Raw genomic sequence first — 20,105 nt, 5'->3', positions numbered from 1 at the left:
TGTTACGATTAAATGATCGGACGTGAACGGCTTTAACTCAACAACTGCGATTAGGTATTTGTGTTCTTCCATCTCTATCCATACTGTCTATGCCAACAACAGCGCTTATTAATTCAAACACGCTAGCCCAACGCGACAAGCTTCTTAACTGGTTTGCCAGCATCGATGAAAAAGAGCGTTCGCTTCTGCTTTTACTAGCTGTCATCTACAACCCAATTGGGACAACTAAGCTTATTAGTGTAGTAAAAACCTTAACGGAGGAAGGCTTTTTACCTGGGCGCGCGTCGCATTACCAATTTACCACAGATAGACGAGCCTCACTCACCGAGCAAGGGATCTTGCTTAGCAAAAAAGAAGGCTTTGTGCTTAATCGTTTACTGGCTAACGCGCTTGTAAAGCAATTGCTGAATGCAGAGCCTCAAGGTTTGACGCAGTTCAACGGTTTGAGATTTATCCATATTTTGCGCGCATCTGAGCAAGTGATGCCTGTGATTCAGAATCTTCAATGGCGCAGGGTTTTATCAGATAAAACAAGAGTGTTGCGCGACCTCTTTTTATTGGGTGAAATGCATAATTTTATCGACTTGCTTGAGCCCAATAAAAACCCGCAATTAATTGATGTTGAAAAAAATCGTATTTTGGTGGAATTATGTTTCCTACCATATCAAGAAGAACAGTTTTCAGATTTGCCGAATGATATTCAATATCTCGCCTTCGCCAGCTTGCTTAGATTGTGCCTAAAAGAAGGTCAGTCAATTGCTTATCCACTTTCGCTGCTTGAAGACTTTTGCCAAAAGCAATCTGATAAACAAACGCTACGACTCCTACTGGCAGAGTTTTATCTTTATCAATGCCGCTTCGACGAATACTTAGCAATAAGTGATACGAAGTTGCAAAGCACCTATGCCCTGCAACTTCGTGGCATTTATCATGTCTTTATGGCTGAGCTTACTGAGGCCTTGGAAGCTTTTGACCTTGCTATCAAAGCTAAAAATAAAATTGCGCGGCGAAAGCGTCAATACATTGGAGGTATTCCTGGCTTTTTTCATCAGTTGGCGCTGATTGCACAAAATAGTCATGATCAGCCCAAATTGAGACAAAACGCACTGGACTTTGCATCATACGAGCATGATGATCGCAGCTCCTTTGAAGATATCCGTTTAGTATCAGCGACTATGCAAAGCATGCTCAAATGCCTAGTCAATGGCAATTCTTACACAGAGCGTTTAGCTCACATTCAGAATCTAGAAAGTCTCAATGTGTGTTTCTTCCAGCTATGTCGTTTAAGCATGCTTTACGGACATGCATGGTGTAACGAAAGTGTAGCGGGTGATATCAAGGCTTTACTTGAAAACGCAGCTTTAAGCGCAAAACAGGCCCTAGAAAAAATCGGGCTTTCAAGCTTTGTTGCGCTTATCAAACAAGTGCAAACCCATTTTGCTTTTTCACCTTCCGACAACTTATCCGGCACTTCAGATGCGACCAAGCCACTAAGTGTTGATATTAAGCTTAATTTACCTGCTCAAATAAGTGCAAAGCAAAGCTGGGAATATGCGCTTGATAGACTTATTGCGCTCAGTCCTGCAGAAAAGCAAAACGCGCCAGATGCAAAAGTACACTCTGAATCATCTAAAGTGCGCATAATATGGGAGCTTCGTTTAGGCCGCTTTGAAGATAGTATTGCGCCGCGAGAACAAAAATCGACGCGAACAGGTTGGACAAAAGGGCGCATCGTGTCACTAAAACGCCTTTACGAGAACGCCGGTAGCTTTGACTATTTAAGTCCAAGTGATCAGCAAATGTGTCGCGCTATTGAGTGCTATACAGGCTATGGATACTATGCCAAAGACCAATATCGTCTTGATGGCGAGCGGGCACTTCGTGCAGCAATAGGCATCGAAAATTTATATTTAGAAGATGATTTAGAACAGGCCATTGATTTAAAGCTTCAAGAACCTGAGCTGATTGTTAGCGAACTACCCGAGCAGCTTTGTCTCACCCTCTCTGAATCACTAGAGGGCTTGCATGGTTCAAGCAGCAATGGTTTTGCGGCTGATGAAAATGCATTCCAGCCAATTAAAAACTATACGGTGAAGCGCCTCAATCACACGAGCTATCAATTTACGCCTTTTAGTCAGTCTCATCTTAAAGTCATGGCGGTGCTGGGTGAGGAAGGTCTGTTAGTCCCCATGTCGGCTAAAAATAGGGCATTGCAGGGAATTGCCGCCATCGCGCCATTTTTGAATATTCGCTCAGACTTAGACGCCATTGACACAGGGCTTGATACCGTTGAACCCGACCTAAATCTTTATATCAATATAGAGCCCACAAATGACGGTTTGATATTCACCTGCGTGCAAATGCCCTTTGGACAAAAGGGCCCTATTTGCAAACCTGGCTCTGGCTCTCCTAGCATGAGCGCACAAATAGATGGCAAGCGTATCAGCGTGCAGCGCGACCTCATTCACGAGCAGCACTTACTTGATGCGCTTGACGCTACCTGCCCTGCGTTTTTGTCTATGGCCGACAATGTGCTCAGGGTCGACGATTATCAACTCGCGCTTGATGCCTTGGAGCAGTTGGAGCGGGCAGTAAGCGAGAACAAGCTTGCGGCAATATTGCGCTGGCCTAAGGGTAAAAAAATCAAGATCAGCCAGGCCTTAACCGCCGAGCGCATGCAGCTTGCGGTAGTAAAAGAAAATGAATGGTTTGATATCACAGGCAATATTCGTATAGACGATGAACAGGTCATTGAGTTGCGAAAACTGCTTGCTTTAGTATCCAGTAGCAACGGGCGCTATATAGAGCTTGATAGCCAGCGCGTGTTGGCCTTAAGTCACGATTTAAAACAAAAACTTGAATATCTTGAACAAGTGACCGATGAGGGAAGCTTTCATCCGCTGTCTGCACCGCAAGTAGAAGACGCGTTGCAAGGCATGCGCATGAAAACCATTGATGCGTGGGATAAACAAACAGCGCTGATGCATGAGTCCAACACGCTAGATATTCCCTTACCCAAAAACTTTGAAGCCAGCCTTAGAGATTATCAACAGGTAGGCTACGACTGGGCGATGCGTTTATCGCACTGGGGTGCAGGCGCCTGCTTGGCCGATGATATGGGGCTAGGTAAGACTTTACAGGCCTTGGCGGTATTGCTGGCTAAGGCGAAAAACGGACCAAGCTTAGTCATTGCACCTACCTCTGTATGTTTCAATTGGCAGCAAGAAGCGCTTAAATTCGCGCCGTCTTTAAATGTGATCGTATTGTCCGACGCGCCTTCAATTTCACAACGAACGAACTTACTCAAAGCACTTAAACCTTTCGACTGCTTGTTGGTAAGCTATGGTTTACTGCAGCGCGAAACTGAGATATTGGCGCAAGTAAAATGGAGCACCATTGTCGCAGACGAAGCGCAAGCCCTTAAAAACCCAGTAGCAAAGCGAACAAAGGCGGCATACACCTTAAAAGCCGATTTTAAGATGATCACCACCGGCACGCCGATTGAAAACGATTTAAGCGAACTGTGGAGTTTATTTCGCTTCGTTAATCCGGGGCTTTTAGGCAATCTAAAGCAATTTCATAAGCGTTTTATTCAGCCTATTGCGAATGCAAAAGAGGACAGACTTGCCGCACACAAAGCAAGTTTATCGCTTAAAGCCTTAATAAAACCCTTTATTCTGCGACGCTTAAAAAGCCAAGTACTAACTGAGCTCCCCTCGCGCACTGAAATCAATATATCCGTCCAATTAAGCGAGCAGGAGCAGGCCTTTTACGAAGCCATTCGTCTCAACGCACTTGAGAAGATGGCTGAGGCAAACGCTAGTGCCAATGCCGGCGAGCAGCGAATTCGCTTGTTAGCAGAGCTGGTCAAGTTGCGCCAGGCCTGCTGCAATCCCAAGCTTATACTGGCAGAAAGTGACTTGCCCAGTGCTAAACTTGCCGCCCTTGACGAGTTGCTAGTTGAGCTTAGGGCTAATCAGCATAGGGCTCTCATTTTTAGCCAGTTTGTTGGGCACTTGCAGTTAATCAAACAGCACATCGAGGCGCGCGGTTTGGCATATCAATACCTCGATGGCTCAAGCACCAGTGCGCAACGCAAAAAAAGTGTGAATGATTTTCAAGCGGGCGAAGGTGAGGTATTTTTAATTAGCCTTAAAGCAGGAGGGTTTGGACTCAACCTGACAGGTGCCGACTATGTGATTCATATGGATCCATGGTGGAACCCTGCGGTTGAAGATCAAGCATCTGACCGCGCACACAGAATGGGACAAACACGCCCAGTCATTATTTATCGATTAGTGGCAAAAGATACCATTGAAGAGAAAATCGTTTCTCTTCACCAGCAAAAGCGCGATTTAGCAGATTCACTCTTAGCTGGAAACGAGCAAGTACAAAACTTATCGGTTGACGACATGCTTGTGCTGCTAAAAGAGACTCTCTAAATTAACCTCAACGTGGATAGCATAAAGCCCGTGGCCTATACCGCGAAAGGATAAGCAATAGCAGGATGGAACTGATAATTTTCCACGCTAAAGTCATCCGTGCTCACCCAAGTCTCAATATCTTCTAAGCTTTTTATATCCGAGTTTATTTGCAGTGAGGGCATGGGGTATGGCTCCCTTGCGAGCTGCACATCCTGCATAGGTGCTAGCTGATTCTCATAAATATGCGCATTGACTATTTTGTGAAACACTTTACCCGCTTTATGACCCGTTATTTGCGCCATTAAAGCGAGCAGGACGAAACACTGCGGCATATTAAAAGTTAAGCCAAGGGGAACATCACAGCTGCGCATATAGCTGGTTAAATGCAAGGTGTCACCAAGTAAAGAAAAGGTATGGGTGTGCATGCAGGGGCGTAAACAACCTAAGTGAAATTCACCCGGGTTGTAAAAGGTGATTATCTCGCCTCTGTCATCTATGCCTTGCGAAAGATTGTTTACGACTTTTTTGAGTTGGTCGAGGGCGCTGCCGTCTGGTCGCTGCCATGCGCGGCCTTGTACGCCATAAACTCTGCCCATATCGTCTTTACCTTTGCGAGCAGGATTGTTTAACCAAGCTTCATTTTCATTCGCATTGGCATTCCACGTATTGCAGCCTATTGCTCTAAATTGCGCCGCATTATCGTAGCCCCGCAAATAACCCAAGAGCTCAGCGATAGCCGCTTTGTAAAAACACTTTCTCGTCGTGACTAAGGGAAACTGATTGTTGCCAACATCGTACTCTAAATCTGCATTGATGGCAGTAAGGCAACGAATGCCGGTACGCTTATTCTCGACCCAGCTACCTTCTTCGATAATTCGTTTACATAAACGCTCGTACTGATCCACTTACTTTGCCTTTTTTCTATTTTGTTTTTTGCTGGATGTTTTTGGTGAGTGTGCTGTTTTTAATTCAGCTTTGCTTAAGCCCGCTTTTCCTTTGCGCGCTTTGTCTTTGCCTGCATTGTCTTTGCCCGCATTGACATGGCGAACAGAAACAAAGGCAATCGTCTCTCGCTTTTTGTAGGCATATGTTATCAGCCCAAGTCCCGCCAGTATCATCGGAATACTGAGCATTTGACCCTGTGTAATGACTGAGCCGTATAAATCAGCCAAGTGTTCATCTGGTTCGCGAAAAAACTCCACGATAAATCTGAATAAACCATAACCTGCCAAGAATAACCCTCCCACGGCGCCCGTTGGGCGGGGTTTAGCCGAGTACAGCCACACAATGGCAAACAGAAGCACGCCCTCCAAGGCGAACTGATACAATTGAGAAGGATGTCGCGCAATATTTCCAGCACCTGGAAATATAAAGGCCCAAGGCACATCTGTCGCCCTGCCCCACAGTTCACCATTGATGAAGTTGCCAATTCTTCCTGCGCCTAAACCTAAAGGGACTAAGGGCGCAATAAAGTCGCCCACTTGTAAAAACGACCAGTTTTGTTTTTTCGCGTACAAAAATGCCGCGCCAATTACCCCTAAACACCCACCATGAAAAGACATGCCGCCTTCCCATATTTTGAATAGATACAGAGGGTTATCTAAAAATGTAGAGAAGTTATAAAAGAGTACATAGCCTATTCGGCCGCCGATTATGACGCCCATAAAGCACCAAAATAGGAGGTCAGAAAGCTGCTCTTTTGTCCAACCGGTGCGCGGCAATCTGCGCGAAGCCAAAAAATAAGCAGCTGCAAAGCCAATCAAATACATCAAGCCATACCAGCGAAGTGCTAGTGGACCAATTTCAAAAATTATCGGGTCTATTTGCGGGAAGCTTAGATACGTTCCATCAGCCATTGGCTATTCAATTCCTATCAACATTCTGATACTCACCAGCACAAGGAATATGGCGAATATCTTTTTAAGTTTATGAGTGTCTAAACGCGCAGTAAGTTTAGCACCAATGCGTGCGGTTAACATAGAGCTGATTACAATGCCGAGCGTGGCAGGTAAATACACATAACCAAGGGAATACTCGGGTAAATAAGGCTGTTGCCAGCCAGCATAAACGAAACTAAGGGTACCGAAAAAGGCGATCAAAACGCCACAAGCACTCGCGCAGCCAATGGCTTTTCTGATATTGACTTGAAACCATACCAGAGCAGGCACAATCAGTGCACCTCCGCCTATGCCCATAATTGACGACACAAAACCACTGCTAAAGCCGATGCCAGACAGCACAGCGGTTCCGGTATGGTATTTCGATGTTCGATGACGATTGAATACCATTTGCAATGCAATCAGAATAACCAGTACAGCAAATATGCGCTGGAGCAATACGCCAGAAATGGCAGAAGCAAATTGGGCCCCTAACACCGCGCCAATTGAAATGCCAAGTGCTGAAAATTTAAAGATTTGACTGTCTAAATTGCCAAGTTTGTAGTGCGTACGGGCAGAAGAAATACCTGTAAAAATAACAGTGGAAAGTGAAGTAGCAACCACCATAGGCATGGCATTTTCAATGCTCATCCCTAACAGATGCTGAAATAAAAATAGTGCGGCTGGTACAAAAATCAAGCCACCACCAATACCCAGCAAACCTGCCATAATGCCCACAACAGAGCCAATCGCGACACAATACAGCATTAACAGTAATACTGGCTCCATTTATGCGCCTGCTCTTACAAGCCCACCTAGGCCTTTCGACTCCAGATACTTATCGACTAGCGCCTTGACATCGTCAGGCGATTCTTGATTAAGAATGCTGGGAAGCTGGGCTTCAATTTCACCAATATTGGTGTTTCTTATTACCCAATTAATTTTACGAAGACTATGTGCGTTCATGCTCAGCTTTCGATATCCCATTGCCATCAAAATAACCGCGCCCAGAGGCTCGCCTGCAAGCTCTCCGCACACTGTTACGGGCACTTTGTGTGCTTGCGCGCTTTGGAATATTTGGTGAAGGGCGGCTAATACCGAAGGGTAATAGCTGGAATACAAAGAGGATACTCTCGCGTTGTTTCTATCCACAGCCAGCAAATACTGAGTTAGGTCATTCGTGCCCACTGAAAAGAAATCCACACGCTGCGCGAGCTGTGGCAGCTGAAAGATAACCGCAGGTACTTCTAACATAATCCCCACCGCGGGTTTTGAGAGCATTTTTTGCTCGCTTAATGCCTCTTCTTTTACTTCTAGAAAGGCTTGTTTGATTAATCGTTTGGCTTCGTCTACTTCTTCGACGTTGGAGATCATCGGCAGCAGAATATGCAGGTTCGACAAACCAATGCTTGCGCGCAGCATCGCTCTAACTTGCATCAGAAATATGTCAGGGTGATCAAGCGTTAAGCGGATACCACGCCAACCCAAAAAGGGGTTTTCTTCATTGATGGGGAAGTACGACAAAGGCTTATCGCCACCGACATCAAGCGTTCGCATGGTAATTTCTTTGGTCGGATGTTCGCGAAGTACGCTTTTGTACAGTTCAGACTGTTCGCGCTCAGATGGGAAGCGATCGCGCATCATAAATGGGATCTCGGTGCGATACAGACCTATTCCCTCACCATGGGTGAATTGCTCCATTTCTATGCTTGCCGTTAAACCAGCATTCACTAAAAGCGAGATTTTTTGCCCATCTTGCGTCACGCTTGCCTGATCGCCCTGCTCGCTAATTTTGCGATAAAGCGCCTCTTCCTCATCAATCAGACGCTGATACTGCTCGCGCTGCTGCGCATCAAAATTAATGACAACCTCGCCAGAATAGCCGTCGATAAACAGCTGCGCCTTTTTCAACAAATTAATCGATATGCTTTGAAGACCCATCACTGCAGGCACGCCCATCGCGCGAGCTAATATTGCTGCGTGAGAGTTGTTTGAACCTTGAATGGAAATAATGCCAGCTAAGCGTTCACGAGAAAACTCCGCCAGCATAGGGGCACTTACCTCTTGGGCAACCAAAATGCAGCTTTCATTTGTGTTGATTGGCTCCTCTTTGCCCGCGCTGGTTTGCAAGATATTGTTCAAAATACGATTAGATAGGTCCACAATGTCCACCGCTCGTTCACGCATGTATGGATCGTCCATATTCTCAAAGCGCGAAGCATAGCGTTCTACCACAAACTTTAATGATGAAGCGGCATCCCAACCAAGGTGAATTTCTTTTTCTACCTCTCGTCCTAAGCTATTTGCGTCAAGCAGTTGATGGTATAGTTGAAATATGGCGCGCACGTCCTCCGGCAATTTCTCACTTAAATCTGCAGAAAGTTCAGCCACCTGTGTTCGTGTGAGTTCCACGGCATTGCGATACAGACTAATTTGTGTATTAGGATCGTCGCATTTGCGCGTAATCAGCTGTTTCAAGTCATTCTTAAAGTTAACTGCAAAGCCTATGCCCATGGCTAATCCTGGCGAGCCTGGAATGCCGTTTACTTTTTTTGCGATCTGATTGTTTTCAGGTAAGTTGGGGTTCGCCTCACCGTGCAATTGCGTGTTGACAATTTCAAGTGCAATCTGTGCTGCCAGTGTAATTAAAAACGCCTCGTCATCTTCGCTAAAACGACGCGCCTTTTTTTGCTGTATGGTGATAACACCATACACCTTGCGCTGATAAATGATGGGCGTACCAATAAATGCGTGATAGTTATCTTCTTTAACTTCAGGGAAATGTTTAAAGCGTGGATGGCGAGGTGCATCTTCAATATTTACAGGCTCTCCTATGTCGCCCACTAAGCCAATCAAGCCCTCATTAAAGCCAATTTTTACCTTTCCAACGGCATTTGGGTCGAGTCCATCAGTGGCTCTTAGTATCAAACATCGCTTAGAATAATCCGACAAATACACGCTGCATGCATCTACCTGCATCGTTGTTTTAACCATACTCACCAGCGTCGTCAATGAATTATCTAGACCAGGCGTTTGGCTGACTTCCTGAATAATCTGCTTAAGACTGGTTAACATGGATGCCTCGAATCAATACTAAGGTAATGTGCATAAAAGTTGGGAGTGTGAAAACTTATCTGCCTTATCGAGGCTTTTTACGTCGACCTTTTTTATGGTGATTGTTTGAATTAGGTCGATTCGATGGCATCGCCACATGAACAAACTCTGCCAACGCTCTTCTATAAACCTCGCGTTTGAACGACACCACATTGCGGATTGGGTACCAGTAATTAACCCAGCGCCAATCGTCAAATTCGGGGTGACCGCAGGCAGCTAAATTCACGTCTTTTTCATGGCAGCTTAGCTGCAACAAAAACCACCTTTGTTTTTGTCCAATACAAACAGGATCGCTTCCCTTACGAATCAGTCGTTTAGGGAGTTTGTATCTCAGCCAACCGCGGCTGACAGCAAGGATGTTCACGTCTTTTTCTTTTAGCCCAACTTCTTCATACAACTCTCTGTACATAGCTTGTTCGGCTGTTTCGCCTTGGTCAATCCCCCCCTGCGGGAACTGCCATGAATGCTGGCCGTATCGCCTGGCCCATAAAACCTGACCTGATTTATTGCATATAATTATGCCAACATTCGCGCGGAATCCTTCGGTATCAATCACTTAGATTACCTAGCGCATTCAATCTTAATATGCAGCCATTCTTTCACAAACTTGCACTTATTCAAAGTAATTGTTACCTCAGCACACAGTGGTAAACTAAGCGTCTCTATCTTGTTTAAAGCAATCCTCTAATTTTTCGGTCAATAAATAGTGACAGCAAAACCAATGAGCAGCACCGCGCTTAACAATTCGCCCGATTCAATTGCGCAACTAATGTCTCGCGTGGCCGACATCGCAGGCCTCACATTTGGCGAGTTAGCACAATCGCTGGATGTGCAAGTTCCGAAAGACTTTACACGTCACAAAGGCTGGACGGGGCAACTGATTGAAAGGGCCTTAGGTGCAAGCGCGGGCAGCAAACCTGAACAAGACTTTCCACACTTAGGCGTAGAGCTTAAAACCCTGCCTTTGAGTCACCAGAATACGCCGCTAGAAACAACCTATGTGTGTTATGCACCACTGACCAACATCAACGGCATCACTTGGGACTCGAGCAATGTGAAAAACAAGCTCCAGTGCGTTTTATGGGTACCTGTGCAAGGCGAGCGTGACATCCCGATAGCAAACAGAATAATCGGCTCGGGATTTATTTGGACGCCCAATGCCGCACAAAATGCCAGTTTAGAGCAGGATTTCAACGAGCTAATGGATTTGATTGCGCTTGGCAAAGTACAGACCATTGATGCACGAAAAGGGGAGTTTTTGCAGCTTAGGCCAAAGGCAGCAAATGGAAGAGCGCTCACTGAGGCCATTGGTGAAAATGGTAAAATCATCCAAACGCGGCCTCGCGGATTTTACCTGCGCAAACACTTCACTCAATCCATTTTAAACCAAGCATTTTAGTTGATGCTGATCAAGGACTCATCAGGTGTCTTTTTGGTATATTGAGTGGGTATTATCCCAATGAGGAATCAAATATGGCCCTATATATCACCGAAGAATGCATAAATTGTGACCTATGCCCTGAAGAATGTCCCAACGAAGCAATCAGCATGGGCAGCGAGATTTTCGAAATTAATTCCGACAAATGCACTGAATGTGTGGGTCACTACGACACCCCAAGTTGTGTCAGTGTGTGTCCAGTTGAGTGTATTGTGCCCAGCCCTCAGCATAAGGAAACTTTGGATCAACTTGCAGAAAAATATGCAGCAATGCATGGTTAGCACTATCTCAGCGCCATCTGATAATAAAAGCGCCGTATGCAACACGACGGCGTGATGCCAATGTATCAAAACGTCACCCATCCGTAAGACAAATGTAAAGCTTGTAAAGCTTTGTAAAGACACTGAACTAAGCCTTCTATTATGCTGACATAGCCTCAGTATTCGCACATACACTTGCGCTATTTCCCCGCAGCTCTGCCAATACTCGCAGTGGCAAACTGGGGCTTGGTGTTCTTTGCTGTATGATTTTGCAGCAAAGAACGCCAGGGCCCAACTGCCAATTACTCGTTCAATCTTTCGTACTTATTCATGGAGACAGTACATGAGAAGCTCTGGCTTTCCCTCAGTAAATTTTCGCCTTTGGTCGTTTTCGTCATCACTTTCGAACTGCATTCAAAAACGGACGAACATATCAAATACCGTGATGCTCAAGATACTGAGCCTTGTTTTCGCCCTGTTAGTGCTAAGCGCTTGTGGCTCAAGTAGCGATGATGATGGCGAACCCGGTTTTATAAAGCTTTATAATGCCTCACCAAACGCACCTGAAATATATTTAACCTTAGATGAAGACTTAGACGAGGATTTTGATGACGAGGTAGAACAAACCTTCGCTGGCGTTGATTACGCTCAAGCAAGCAGTGACATAGAGGTGCCAGCGCGTGACTATAACCTTGAACTTGCGTGGCAAGACGAAGACAGCAGTTTGCGCACCGACTTAGAAATAATTTACGAGAGCTCACTCTACGTTCCATCTGAAACCATCATTATGTATGTGCTGACCGAAACATTCCCAAACCCTGTTGTCACCCAGTTTACCGTTCCGGTTATTGATGATGAGAATGATACAGACGATGACATATTCAATCTACGATTTTTAAATTTACACCCAGATTTTCAAAGCATCGATGTCTATATGTCCAAGTCAGATGAAACCTTCAACGAAGCACAATTGATGGGTACGCACAACTATCTTAACCTGTCTGACAATGCCAAACTCGAAGAAGATCAATATGTTTTCTACATTACTGACGCAGGAAGTAGTGAAGTTTTGTTTACCTCGGTTGAAGTCAGCTATCCATTTTCCAATCAGTATATTATCGCGATACGCGAGAACTTTGGGGCAGACCAAACGCCCTTTGTCATCGACAATATCGCGCGCACATCAAATGTTGAATATCAAGCCAGCAACGCACAAGCACAATTTAGAATTTACAACGGTATTCAAGCATCAAGCTTGCTTCCCACCTACCAAGGTCAAATACAAGTCAGCTCAACGAAACCGCTTGATAAGGATCAAAACACAACGGTACTCACTGAGGCCTTAGAAGTGGGTCAATTTACAGACTACTTTTTAGTTGAAAATGGCGATTACAATTTTGATACGCAGATCAGTGGAAGCGATACATTCCTACTTCAAAATCAGCTAGTTAGCCTGCCCGCCAATACTCAGCGCAGTTTATTTTATTACACCGATGAGACCTCAGTTGATGAAGACGGAGACGGCGACATTGATGAGAATGGAGACGGTATCATTGACGCTACTGAAGCCATTATTCAAACGCTTGTTGTAAGTAATAGTAATAGAAGCGGCATCTACGATCATGAAGTCGAAATTGTTAATCTTGTTGATTCTGATGATTTCACAGGCGTTACTTTCTATTTTGTGAAAAGCGATGAAAGCATAGAAACCGCTGATAATCGGCGAACCGTTGGACTCGCCACACCGCGAAATGTGGTGCTACGTAACAACACTTACGAAGTGTATGCAATCGCTAATATTGATGGTCGCGATATTATTCTTAGCAGCGAATTGTTAATTCTCGACGAACAAAGTCCTGAACTTTTTTTGATATTTGAGGCCAATACTGACGCTGTGAGTGATTACAGCATGCGGTTTATTCCACAAACGCCGCAGGCAGATGCAGACTAGCCAACTGAGAGCAAGTGCACTGCATTGCTTCACTCTCGAGCTTAAAATACAGGACGTTTTTTGATAACTATGGAAACTAGTTGCCCTACTCACATTTTGTATGTTGATGACGACACAGAAATGACCTCGCTATTAGATGAGTATCTATCTAGCGAGGGTTTTTCTTTAACACTTTGCCATGATGGCGAAAGCGGGCTTGAACAGGCAATATCCGGCAAAAGTTTTGACGTTGTATTACTTGACCTCATGTTGCCGAAGTTAAATGGCTTCGATGTACTTAAAGCCATTCGCCAAAGCAGTACCATCCCGATCATTTTACTTACCGCAAAATCGGACGAGTTTGATCGCGTGCTTGGCTTAGAGCTTGGTGCGGACGATTATCTATCTAAACCATTTAGCACAAGAGAACTACTGGCGCGAATAAAAGCCTTATTGCGGCGAATGAAATTCAATCAGTACGGCAATACAGTAGCTAGTATGGACATAGGTCCAATGATGTTCGACTGCAGAGCACATCAATTATTTTTTAATGATCAGTTTGTAAATTTAACAGGCACTGAATACAGCTTGTTACAGCTGCTTGCTCTGCAAAAAGGGCAGCGAGTAGCCAAAGCATCTATTAGCCTGAAGCTTTTTGGTAAACCACTTGAAAGCTACGATAGAAGCATAGATATGCATATCAGTAACATCAGGCGTAAGCTTGCCAAATACACCGAAATTGAAATCATTCGGACTATTCGCCCTCAAGCTTATATGCTAATAGACCATTGGGACTAAATAACCTCAACTCGGGATAAGCGATAGTGCAAGTGCATGTTTTAACGATGTATTTAATAAATTGTCACCAAGTAGTGATAAAAACGTGAAGTGCAAGGCGCAAAAGAGACGTAATAGTTATTCTATTGCTCGCTTTTGCAACGCAGTAATTCGCGTTGTTAGCGCTGCTTGGCGCTGTCGCTTATCCCGAGCTGAGGTTAAATAGTGAAACGCCTCGCTTCGTTGGTCAACTCCTTCTTCTTTCGCATTTTTTTATGGTTTTGGATAGCAAACATCTTTTTGGTCGGCAGCACAGCCTATTTAGCCAATCAGTTATTAACACGCGTAGAAATGGCGCCTTGGAGTGAACAAGACTCTCAGCGTTTTCAATATTTAGCTGGCAAAGTTGAAGAAGCGTTTAGTGAACAACTCAGCACGAGTCAAGGCAGTGATGTATCTATTAGCGCCTCAGGCACAGATAGCAGTTTAACCGCCCTGTTGCGCGATATTGCGCTAAAAATGCGCCTTCCAATGTTGCTTATTGAGCACAATACCCTTGAGCCAATTTACGCCTTACCCCCCGCTGCATTGATGGTTTCCGATGAGGTCATACCCTTGGTAAATTCACCTGCACTTGGCAGCATTGAGAGCGCAGGAACACAGTTTTCTGGCCCCGGTATAATCGACATTGACGGCCGCACATACTCACTTTTTTTCGCTAAACCTAATCCCCTTAGCCTATTTTTAGGAGAAACGCGCCCTAACCCCTCTTTTTTCCTCATTGGCATCGTCATTTTTAGCGGCATATTGTGTTTTATGCTGGCGTGGTCGGTGGTAAAGCCGGTTCGCCGACTCCGCCGAGCGAGTCAGAGAATGGCAAAAGGGGAACTGGATGTGCAAATTGAAGCAAAATCCATTGGAAAAGATGAACTGGGCGGCCTCAGTCGTGACTTTAACTCCATGGCGACTCAAATCCGGCGACATGTAAACGCTCAACAGCAGTTGTTAAGTGATATTTCTCACGAGCTGAAATCCCCCCTAGCGCGCCAACAGGTTGCTTACGATTTGTTACGACGAGCAATACGAAAAGGAAACTGGCAAGATGTTGATACCAAGTTAAATCGAGCGGAACTGGAGACCCAACGATTAAACTTACTTATTACGCAATTGCTTAGTCTTGCTGACTGGCGAGACGCCGAGGAGCAAGAATTTGAAGCGCTTGACTTAAGCAAGGTTCTTTCGCGTATTTTAGCTGATGCAAAATTTGAAGCTCAAGGTAAAGGCCTTAGCGTAGAACTTTGTGACCACACAGGCAACAATGCAGACCCGGTGGTGCTAGGTGTCGAATCAAAACTCAACAGTGCCTTTGAGAATCTGATCCGAAACGCCTTAAAATATGCGAGAACCTGCGTTCAAATTAGCATTTTTCAGCACCGTGAGAGTATTAAGATATGCGTTTCAGACGATGGAGATGGCGTATCAGATGATGCAGTATCGCATATATTTGAACCCTTTTTTCGTGCCTCTGAAGCTCGGGAGCGGGATACTGGAGGGGTAGGATTAGGGCTGGCGATAGCGAAAAAAGTCATCGACATGCATGGGGGAAGTATTCAGGCAAGGTCGGGAAATGCCGACACATCAGACCAAGCCGATGCACTTCAATTAAGTTATCTATCAGGTTTAAATGTTGAAATTACGCTCCCCATTGCAAGCAAGACCTTGACAGACGCTTGATGCTACTCTTTGGCGATCACTTCCAAGTCTTTTGCCTTCGCCCCGTCAATCATCGTAACTTGGCTTTGGGACAAGGGACGAGTATCAAGCTCTCGCTTGGTAATGGAGTCTGGTTCTGATTTGCTATGTCCGCTGAGTTGTTGGTTTTCCTGCTTTTCGTTTTCAAGGTAACGCTCACAAGTGGTGGTAATTGCAAAACTAAACACTGCACCAAGAAAAACCACAATCCAGCATAGATAGACCCACATAAAGAGAATAGGCACCACAGCAAGCGCGCCATATATTATTTGGTACGATGGAAAGCTGGCGACGTAAAAGGCAAAGGCTTTTTTCGATACCTCAAACAATACGGCAGCTAAAACGGCACCCCAAATGGCGTATTTAGCGCGCACAGGGCGATTCGGCACAACCATGTATAAAATCATGAACGCGCCAACCGCGGCGATGCTGGGCACTAATTTCAGAAAGGCGGTTCCAAAACCTGGTGTATAGTCATCCGCAAAAGACGCAATTGCGCCCAAATATGAACTTACCGCAATACTCACTCCAATGAGTAGCGGCCCTAAGGTAATTACCATCCAGTAAATCGCAAATGTATACACAAGCGGGCGGTCAGCTTTTGCTTGCCACAGATGATTGAGGGTTTTGTCGATGTTTGAAATCAACAGTAAAGAAACAACCAACAGTGAGCCAATTCCGACCGCGCCCATTCCCGATGCATTGCTGACAAATTCGCCTATATGTGTTTGCATAACATCGCCAGATGCGGGCAAGAAGTTACTAAAAATAAAATCTTCAAAAAGCGTGCGAATTTCACTAAATGCGGGAAAAGCGGACATGATCATAAAAAAGACCATGATAACTGGCACTAATGCTAAGAGGCTGACGAATGCCATATGTCCTGATGACACAGTGATGCGCTCAGATTTCAAATGCCTGAGAAAGGTCTTTAATATATCGATAACGAGCGGTTTTCTCGCTTCGTAATAGGCTTTCGCGCTTAGAGAGTAACTCATACGGATAGCCTAGGATGCATCATCTGCTTATGGTTCATACCTTAAGTTTAACGCGTTATAGCTAAAAGTGCCAAATTAAGGGACTATCGTCGGTCACAACTTGCCAAAGGAGGCCTAGCGGCGAAGCCCAAGCATATGACAAATTGCATAGCTAAGTTCGCTGCGATTCAAAGTGTAAAAGTGAAAGTGTTTCACACCTTCTTTCGCCAGTACCTTCACCATGTCCATGGCAATATTTGCGCCTAACAAATTCCGCGTTGCTTGGTCGTCTTTATCAAGACCGTCATACATTTTATGCAGCCATGACGGCACGTGCACATTGGTGAATCCAGCAAAGCGGATCAAGGTTTGATAATTGGTGACTGGCAAAATTCCAGGAACAATATCAAGGTCAATACCCGCCGCCGCGGCTCGGTCTCTAAATCGCAGGAAGACACTGGTGTCAAAGAAAAACTGCGTAATGGCTTCGTTTGCGCCTGCCTCAGCCTTACGCTTTAAATTAAGCAAATCAAATTGATCATTGGGTGCCTCAGGGTGCTTTTCCGGATAAGCCGCCACCGACACATCAAAATCTGCCACGTCTTTTAACAAAGCAACTAAGTCGCTTGCGTACATATCAGTTTTATCAACCCCTTCGGGTAAATCACCTCTCAGCGCAACAATACGCCGGATACCCGAATCCCAATAATCCTGTGCAATTTGTTTAAGTTCCTCACGACTTGCGTCTACGCAGGTTAAATGAGGTGCTGTTGGCACACCTGTGTCTTTATGAATCCGCTTGACAACATCATGTGTACGGTCTCGCTCACCGCTGTTTGCCCCGTATGTAACGGACATATAGTTGGGCTTTAGCGGTGCAAGGCGCTCAACAGACTTCCACAATGTAGTCTCCATTGAAGGCGATGACGGGGGAAAAAATTCAAACGAGACGTCAATATCCGTCAGCTCCGATAGCGACTGGTTGAGTGCGTCTATGCCTTGTGCATACGATACCATGAAAAACCCTTGTAGACGTTTAGACGTCTAAACTACGAAAACTACGTCTAGACGTCAAGCAGTTTACACGTCTAGATTGACCTTTTTATTATTCCAGTTAGACTTTTCATATAAGCATTTAAAACAGTCGGTAGTAAACATGGCAAAGTGGAACGGCAAGTATATCCATCCTTACGCAGAGCATGGAAAGAAGTCTGAGCAAGTGAAAAAAGTGACTGTCTCCATTCCAATCAACGTCCTTAAAGTACTTACTGATGAGCGTACGCGTCGTCAAATCAACAATCTGCGTCACGCGACTAATTCAGAATTGCTGTGCGAAGCCTTTTTGCACGCCTTCACCGGGCAGCCTCTGCCTAACGATAATGACTTGATGAAAGATAATCCTGAGCGCATTCCGCTCGAAGCTCGCAAAATTATGCAATTGATGGAAGATGAAGCGCACAAAAACCAAAAATAGGCACTATTGAGCTTGTTGCGACCGCAGGTGACGGGATAATTTTGGCGCCTATTGCCATGCCTTTTTAAGTATTACCACAAAACAAGCCCCTAACACGCAATTTAGTGATGTTGTATGATTCATTTTGATTTAAAATGACTTTATGTGAATATCATGGAAAAGGGCACGATATGCAGTTTACAAGGCAACGCCAAATAGATTCTATAGCAGGTATCTTTTACTTTTTAGCAGGCATCATCTGCGCATTGAGCACAGGTCAAGCGCATGCTGACAATACCGGCAACATCGAAAAGCATACACTGTTTACCCCAATTGAAATGACATTCGACGGACCTCACGCAAGTGAACTTGGCGACGTTAACCCATTTTTAGACTATCGCATGGACGTCTTATTTACACATGGGCAAAGCACCTTCGTTGTCCCTGGCTTTTTCGCCGCCGATGGCAATGCTGCCGAAACCAGCGCAAGTAACGGAAACAAATGGCGAGTGAGGTTTGCGCCCAATAAAACAGGCATATGGGATTATAAAATCCGCTTTTTACAAGGCAAAGACATCGCCGTTGCCGACGACACTAGTGCAGCACAAGGTATCGCGCCCCTTCATGAAGTAAGTGGCCAATTTGAGGTATTTGAGAATTTAGACAAGAATCCATATTCACGAGGACCTCTGTTGTATGTCAAAGAGGCCTACTTGCAATTCTCAGGATCGAAAGACTACTTCATAAAAACGGGGGTTGATTCTCCTGAGAACTTATTGGCCTATAATGACTTTGACGGCACGACCAATGTAGCCAAACGTCGAAAGTCTTGGTCTCCACACCTTCAGGACTATAACGATGCTTTGCAAGCCTACACCTGGCAAGACGGTAAAGGTAAAGCGCTGCTTGGTGCAATCAACTATTTACACGAAGAAGGGTTAAACTCCATTTCTTTTTTGACCTTTAATGTGGACGGCGATGACCGTAACGTTTTCCCGCATCTTATTCGTGAGGGCGAGATGGAAAATTACGAAGCCTATGCCAGTAAAGGCAACAATAAAAAAGCATGGGAAAACTATTTCCACCGCACCCGGTTCGATGTCAGCAAACTCGCACAATGGAATAAATTGTTTACGTTTGCTTCAGAAAAGCATTTCTTTCTGCATTTTAAAATACATGAAAACGAAACAGACCACATTATGGATAAGGGTGAGTTCGGTTTAGAGAATAAGCTTTATTATAGGGAAATTATTGCACGATTTGCCCACCACCCTGCTTTGAACTGGAATATTGGCGAAGAGCAAAACGAAAGCGCGTATCACCAAAGGGCTGTTGCAGCGTATATAAGGGCGGTATCACCATATAAAAATCAGCATATTGTGATGCACACCTTTCCCAAACGAGATGATCTTTATGGTGCACTCATCGGCGAACAATCTGAACTGACAGGTGCATCCTTACAGTTAGACGATGTTAACTTTAAAGATGTATATCCTCGGTTGCGAAAATGGTATCTACTGTCGAGAAACGCAGGTAAACCTTGGGCAATCGCTGTGGATGAGCCTGGCGGAGCTGGATTTGCATTGCTGACGGATGAAGAAGATCCCAGTCACAACAACCCAAGAAATGATGTACTTTGGCCAGTTCTATTTGGTGGAGGATTTGGTGTGGAATGGTATTTCGGGTATGAAAGTCCAGAAACTGATCTAAACGCGCAAGACTTTCGAAGCCGAGACCTATTTTGGGATCAAAACAAAATCGCTCGCGAGTTTATGCACGAACATCTGCCATTTAATGAGATGCAACCAATCTTTGAAAGCTCTATGCATCACTTAGGTATTCGTGTGTTTGGAAAACCAAATGATATTTACGCAGTCTATTTTTCAGCGCTAGGACGTGGTATGCAAGACTTACGCATTGGGAAACTGGGTGAAGAATACGAAATAATGTGGTTTAACCCTCGAGAGGGCGGTGATTTAGTTGCTGGCGATGAAGAGCGATTTATCGTCGGTAAAACGCATTCACGCGTTGGCTTCCCACCGGGTGGGCGAGAAAATCGTGAGCAAGACTGGGTTGCAGTACTGACCAAAGTTGACAAGTAGC

15 protein-coding genes are annotated in these 20,105 nt (G+C 45.0%); 8 read left to right on the top strand and 7 right to left on the bottom strand.

The window, feature by feature from the left end; translation table 11 throughout:
• Positions 1-89 precede the first annotated feature (89 nt).
• Complete coding sequence (locus PN836_RS16345) at positions 90-4,442, top strand: DEAD/DEAH box helicase (protein ID WP_395340267.1); 4,353 nt, start codon at positions 90-92, stop codon at positions 4,440-4,442.
• Between the two features lie 35 nt (positions 4,443-4,477).
• On the opposite strand, the gene PN836_RS16340 is transcribed toward PN836_RS16345, so the two are convergent.
• The 5 genes from PN836_RS16340 to rppH form a co-directional block, all read right to left on the bottom strand.
• Positions 4,478-5,329, bottom strand: a complete 852-nt coding sequence (locus PN836_RS16340; RefSeq protein ID WP_395340265.1) for a thymidylate synthase — start codon at positions 5,327-5,329, stop codon at positions 4,478-4,480.
• The gene (gene lgt / locus PN836_RS16335) at positions 5,330-6,280 is read right to left on the bottom strand and encodes a prolipoprotein diacylglyceryl transferase (RefSeq protein WP_395340263.1); all 951 of its coding nucleotides are present in this window, start codon (positions 6,278-6,280) and stop codon (positions 5,330-5,332) included. It lies immediately after the preceding gene.
• 3 nt (positions 6,281-6,283) lie between these two features.
• Positions 6,284-7,090 (bottom strand): sulfite exporter TauE/SafE family protein, encoded by an 807-nt coding sequence (locus tag PN836_RS16330; protein ID WP_395340260.1) that lies wholly within the window; start codon positions 7,088-7,090, stop codon positions 6,284-6,286.
• Positions 7,091-9,376, bottom strand: a complete 2,286-nt coding sequence (gene ptsP, locus PN836_RS16325; RefSeq protein ID WP_395340257.1) for a phosphoenolpyruvate--protein phosphotransferase — start codon at positions 9,374-9,376, stop codon at positions 7,091-7,093.
• A gap of 64 nt (positions 9,377-9,440) precedes the next feature.
• Entirely contained in the window at positions 9,441-9,971 is a 531-nt protein-coding gene (gene rppH / locus PN836_RS16320) for an RNA pyrophosphohydrolase (RefSeq protein ID WP_395340255.1), read from the bottom strand.
• A 165-nt stretch (positions 9,972-10,136) separates the two neighbouring features.
• Between rppH and mutH the strand changes: the two genes are divergently transcribed.
• The 5 genes from mutH (at position 10,137) to PN836_RS16295 (ending at position 15,554) form a co-directional block, all read left to right on the top strand.
• Positions 10,137-10,814 carry a DNA mismatch repair endonuclease MutH gene (gene mutH, locus PN836_RS16315; protein WP_395340253.1) on the top strand — a complete coding sequence of 226 codons (678 nt, stop codon included), beginning with the start codon at positions 10,137-10,139 and terminating at the stop codon, positions 10,812-10,814.
• Positions 10,815-10,888: 74 nt separating this feature from the next.
• Positions 10,889-11,134 carry a YfhL family 4Fe-4S dicluster ferredoxin gene (locus PN836_RS16310; protein ID WP_395340251.1) on the top strand — a complete coding sequence of 82 codons (246 nt, stop codon included), beginning with the start codon at positions 10,889-10,891 and terminating at the stop codon, positions 11,132-11,134.
• A 322-nt stretch (positions 11,135-11,456) separates the two neighbouring features.
• Positions 11,457-13,064, top strand: coding sequence for a DUF4397 domain-containing protein (locus tag PN836_RS16305; protein ID WP_395340248.1), 1,608 nt, complete (start codon positions 11,457-11,459; stop codon positions 13,062-13,064).
• 69 nt (positions 13,065-13,133) lie between these two features.
• Positions 13,134-13,841: a response regulator gene (locus PN836_RS16300; protein ID WP_395340245.1), complete on the top strand. Its 708-nt coding sequence runs from the start codon at positions 13,134-13,136 to the stop codon at positions 13,839-13,841.
• 204 nt (positions 13,842-14,045) lie between these two features.
• Complete coding sequence (locus PN836_RS16295; protein WP_395340243.1) at positions 14,046-15,554, top strand: ATP-binding protein; 1,509 nt, start codon at positions 14,046-14,048, stop codon at positions 15,552-15,554.
• Between the two features lie 2 nt (positions 15,555-15,556).
• On the opposite strand, the gene PN836_RS16290 is transcribed toward PN836_RS16295, so the two are convergent.
• Entirely contained in the window at positions 15,557-16,570 is a 1,014-nt protein-coding gene (locus PN836_RS16290; protein WP_395340241.1) for a virulence factor BrkB family protein, read from the bottom strand.
• A 114-nt stretch (positions 16,571-16,684) separates the two neighbouring features.
• Positions 16,685-17,566, bottom strand: a complete 882-nt coding sequence (gene metF, locus PN836_RS16285) for a methylenetetrahydrofolate reductase (protein ID WP_395340238.1) — start codon at positions 17,564-17,566, stop codon at positions 16,685-16,687.
• A gap of 139 nt (positions 17,567-17,705) precedes the next feature.
• Between metF and metJ the strand changes: the two genes are divergently transcribed.
• Both metJ and PN836_RS16275 read left to right on the top strand, forming a co-directional pair.
• On the top strand, positions 17,706-18,023 hold the full coding sequence (gene metJ / locus PN836_RS16280; protein ID WP_395340236.1) for a met regulon transcriptional regulator MetJ: 318 nt from the start codon (positions 17,706-17,708) through the stop codon (positions 18,021-18,023).
• 170 nt (positions 18,024-18,193) lie between these two features.
• Entirely contained in the window at positions 18,194-20,104 is a 1,911-nt protein-coding gene (locus PN836_RS16275; protein ID WP_395340233.1) for a DUF5060 domain-containing protein, read from the top strand.
• The last annotated feature ends 1 nt before the right edge of the window (position 20,105 follow it).

The sequence above is a fragment of the Ningiella algicola genome (assembly GCF_028401415.2).
Classification (GTDB): Bacteria; Pseudomonadota; Gammaproteobacteria; order Enterobacterales; family Alteromonadaceae; genus Glaciecola.
This window is presented reverse-complemented; position numbering and strand designations above follow the sequence as displayed.

Bases quoted from the DNA above. Each gene is read 5' to 3' on its own strand.
- PN836_RS16330 (WP_395340260.1), bottom strand. From the start codon at position 7,090: ATGGAGCCAGTATTACTGTTAATGCTGTATTGTGTCGCGATTGGCTCT.
- metF (WP_395340238.1), bottom strand. From the start codon at position 17,566: ATGGTATCGTATGCACAAGGCATAGACGCACTCAACCAGTCGCTATCG.
- PN836_RS16310 (WP_395340251.1), top strand. From the start codon at position 10,889: ATGGCCCTATATATCACCGAAGAATGCATAAATTGTGACCTATGCCCT.
- mutH (WP_395340253.1), top strand. From the start codon at position 10,137: ATGAGCAGCACCGCGCTTAACAATTCGCCCGATTCAATTGCGCAACTA.
- PN836_RS16305 (WP_395340248.1), top strand. From the start codon at position 11,457: ATGAGAAGCTCTGGCTTTCCCTCAGTAAATTTTCGCCTTTGGTCGTTT.
- lgt (WP_395340263.1), bottom strand. From the start codon at position 6,280: ATGGCTGATGGAACGTATCTAAGCTTCCCGCAAATAGACCCGATAATT.
- PN836_RS16290 (WP_395340241.1), bottom strand. From the start codon at position 16,570: ATGAGTTACTCTCTAAGCGCGAAAGCCTATTACGAAGCGAGAAAACCG.
- PN836_RS16300 (WP_395340245.1), top strand. From the start codon at position 13,134: ATGGAAACTAGTTGCCCTACTCACATTTTGTATGTTGATGACGACACA.
- ptsP (WP_395340257.1), bottom strand. From the start codon at position 9,376: ATGTTAACCAGTCTTAAGCAGATTATTCAGGAAGTCAGCCAAACGCCT.
- metJ (WP_395340236.1), top strand. From the start codon at position 17,706: ATGGCAAAGTGGAACGGCAAGTATATCCATCCTTACGCAGAGCATGGA.
- PN836_RS16345 (WP_395340267.1), top strand. From the start codon at position 90: ATGCCAACAACAGCGCTTATTAATTCAAACACGCTAGCCCAACGCGAC.
- PN836_RS16275 (WP_395340233.1), top strand. From the start codon at position 18,194: ATGCAGTTTACAAGGCAACGCCAAATAGATTCTATAGCAGGTATCTTT.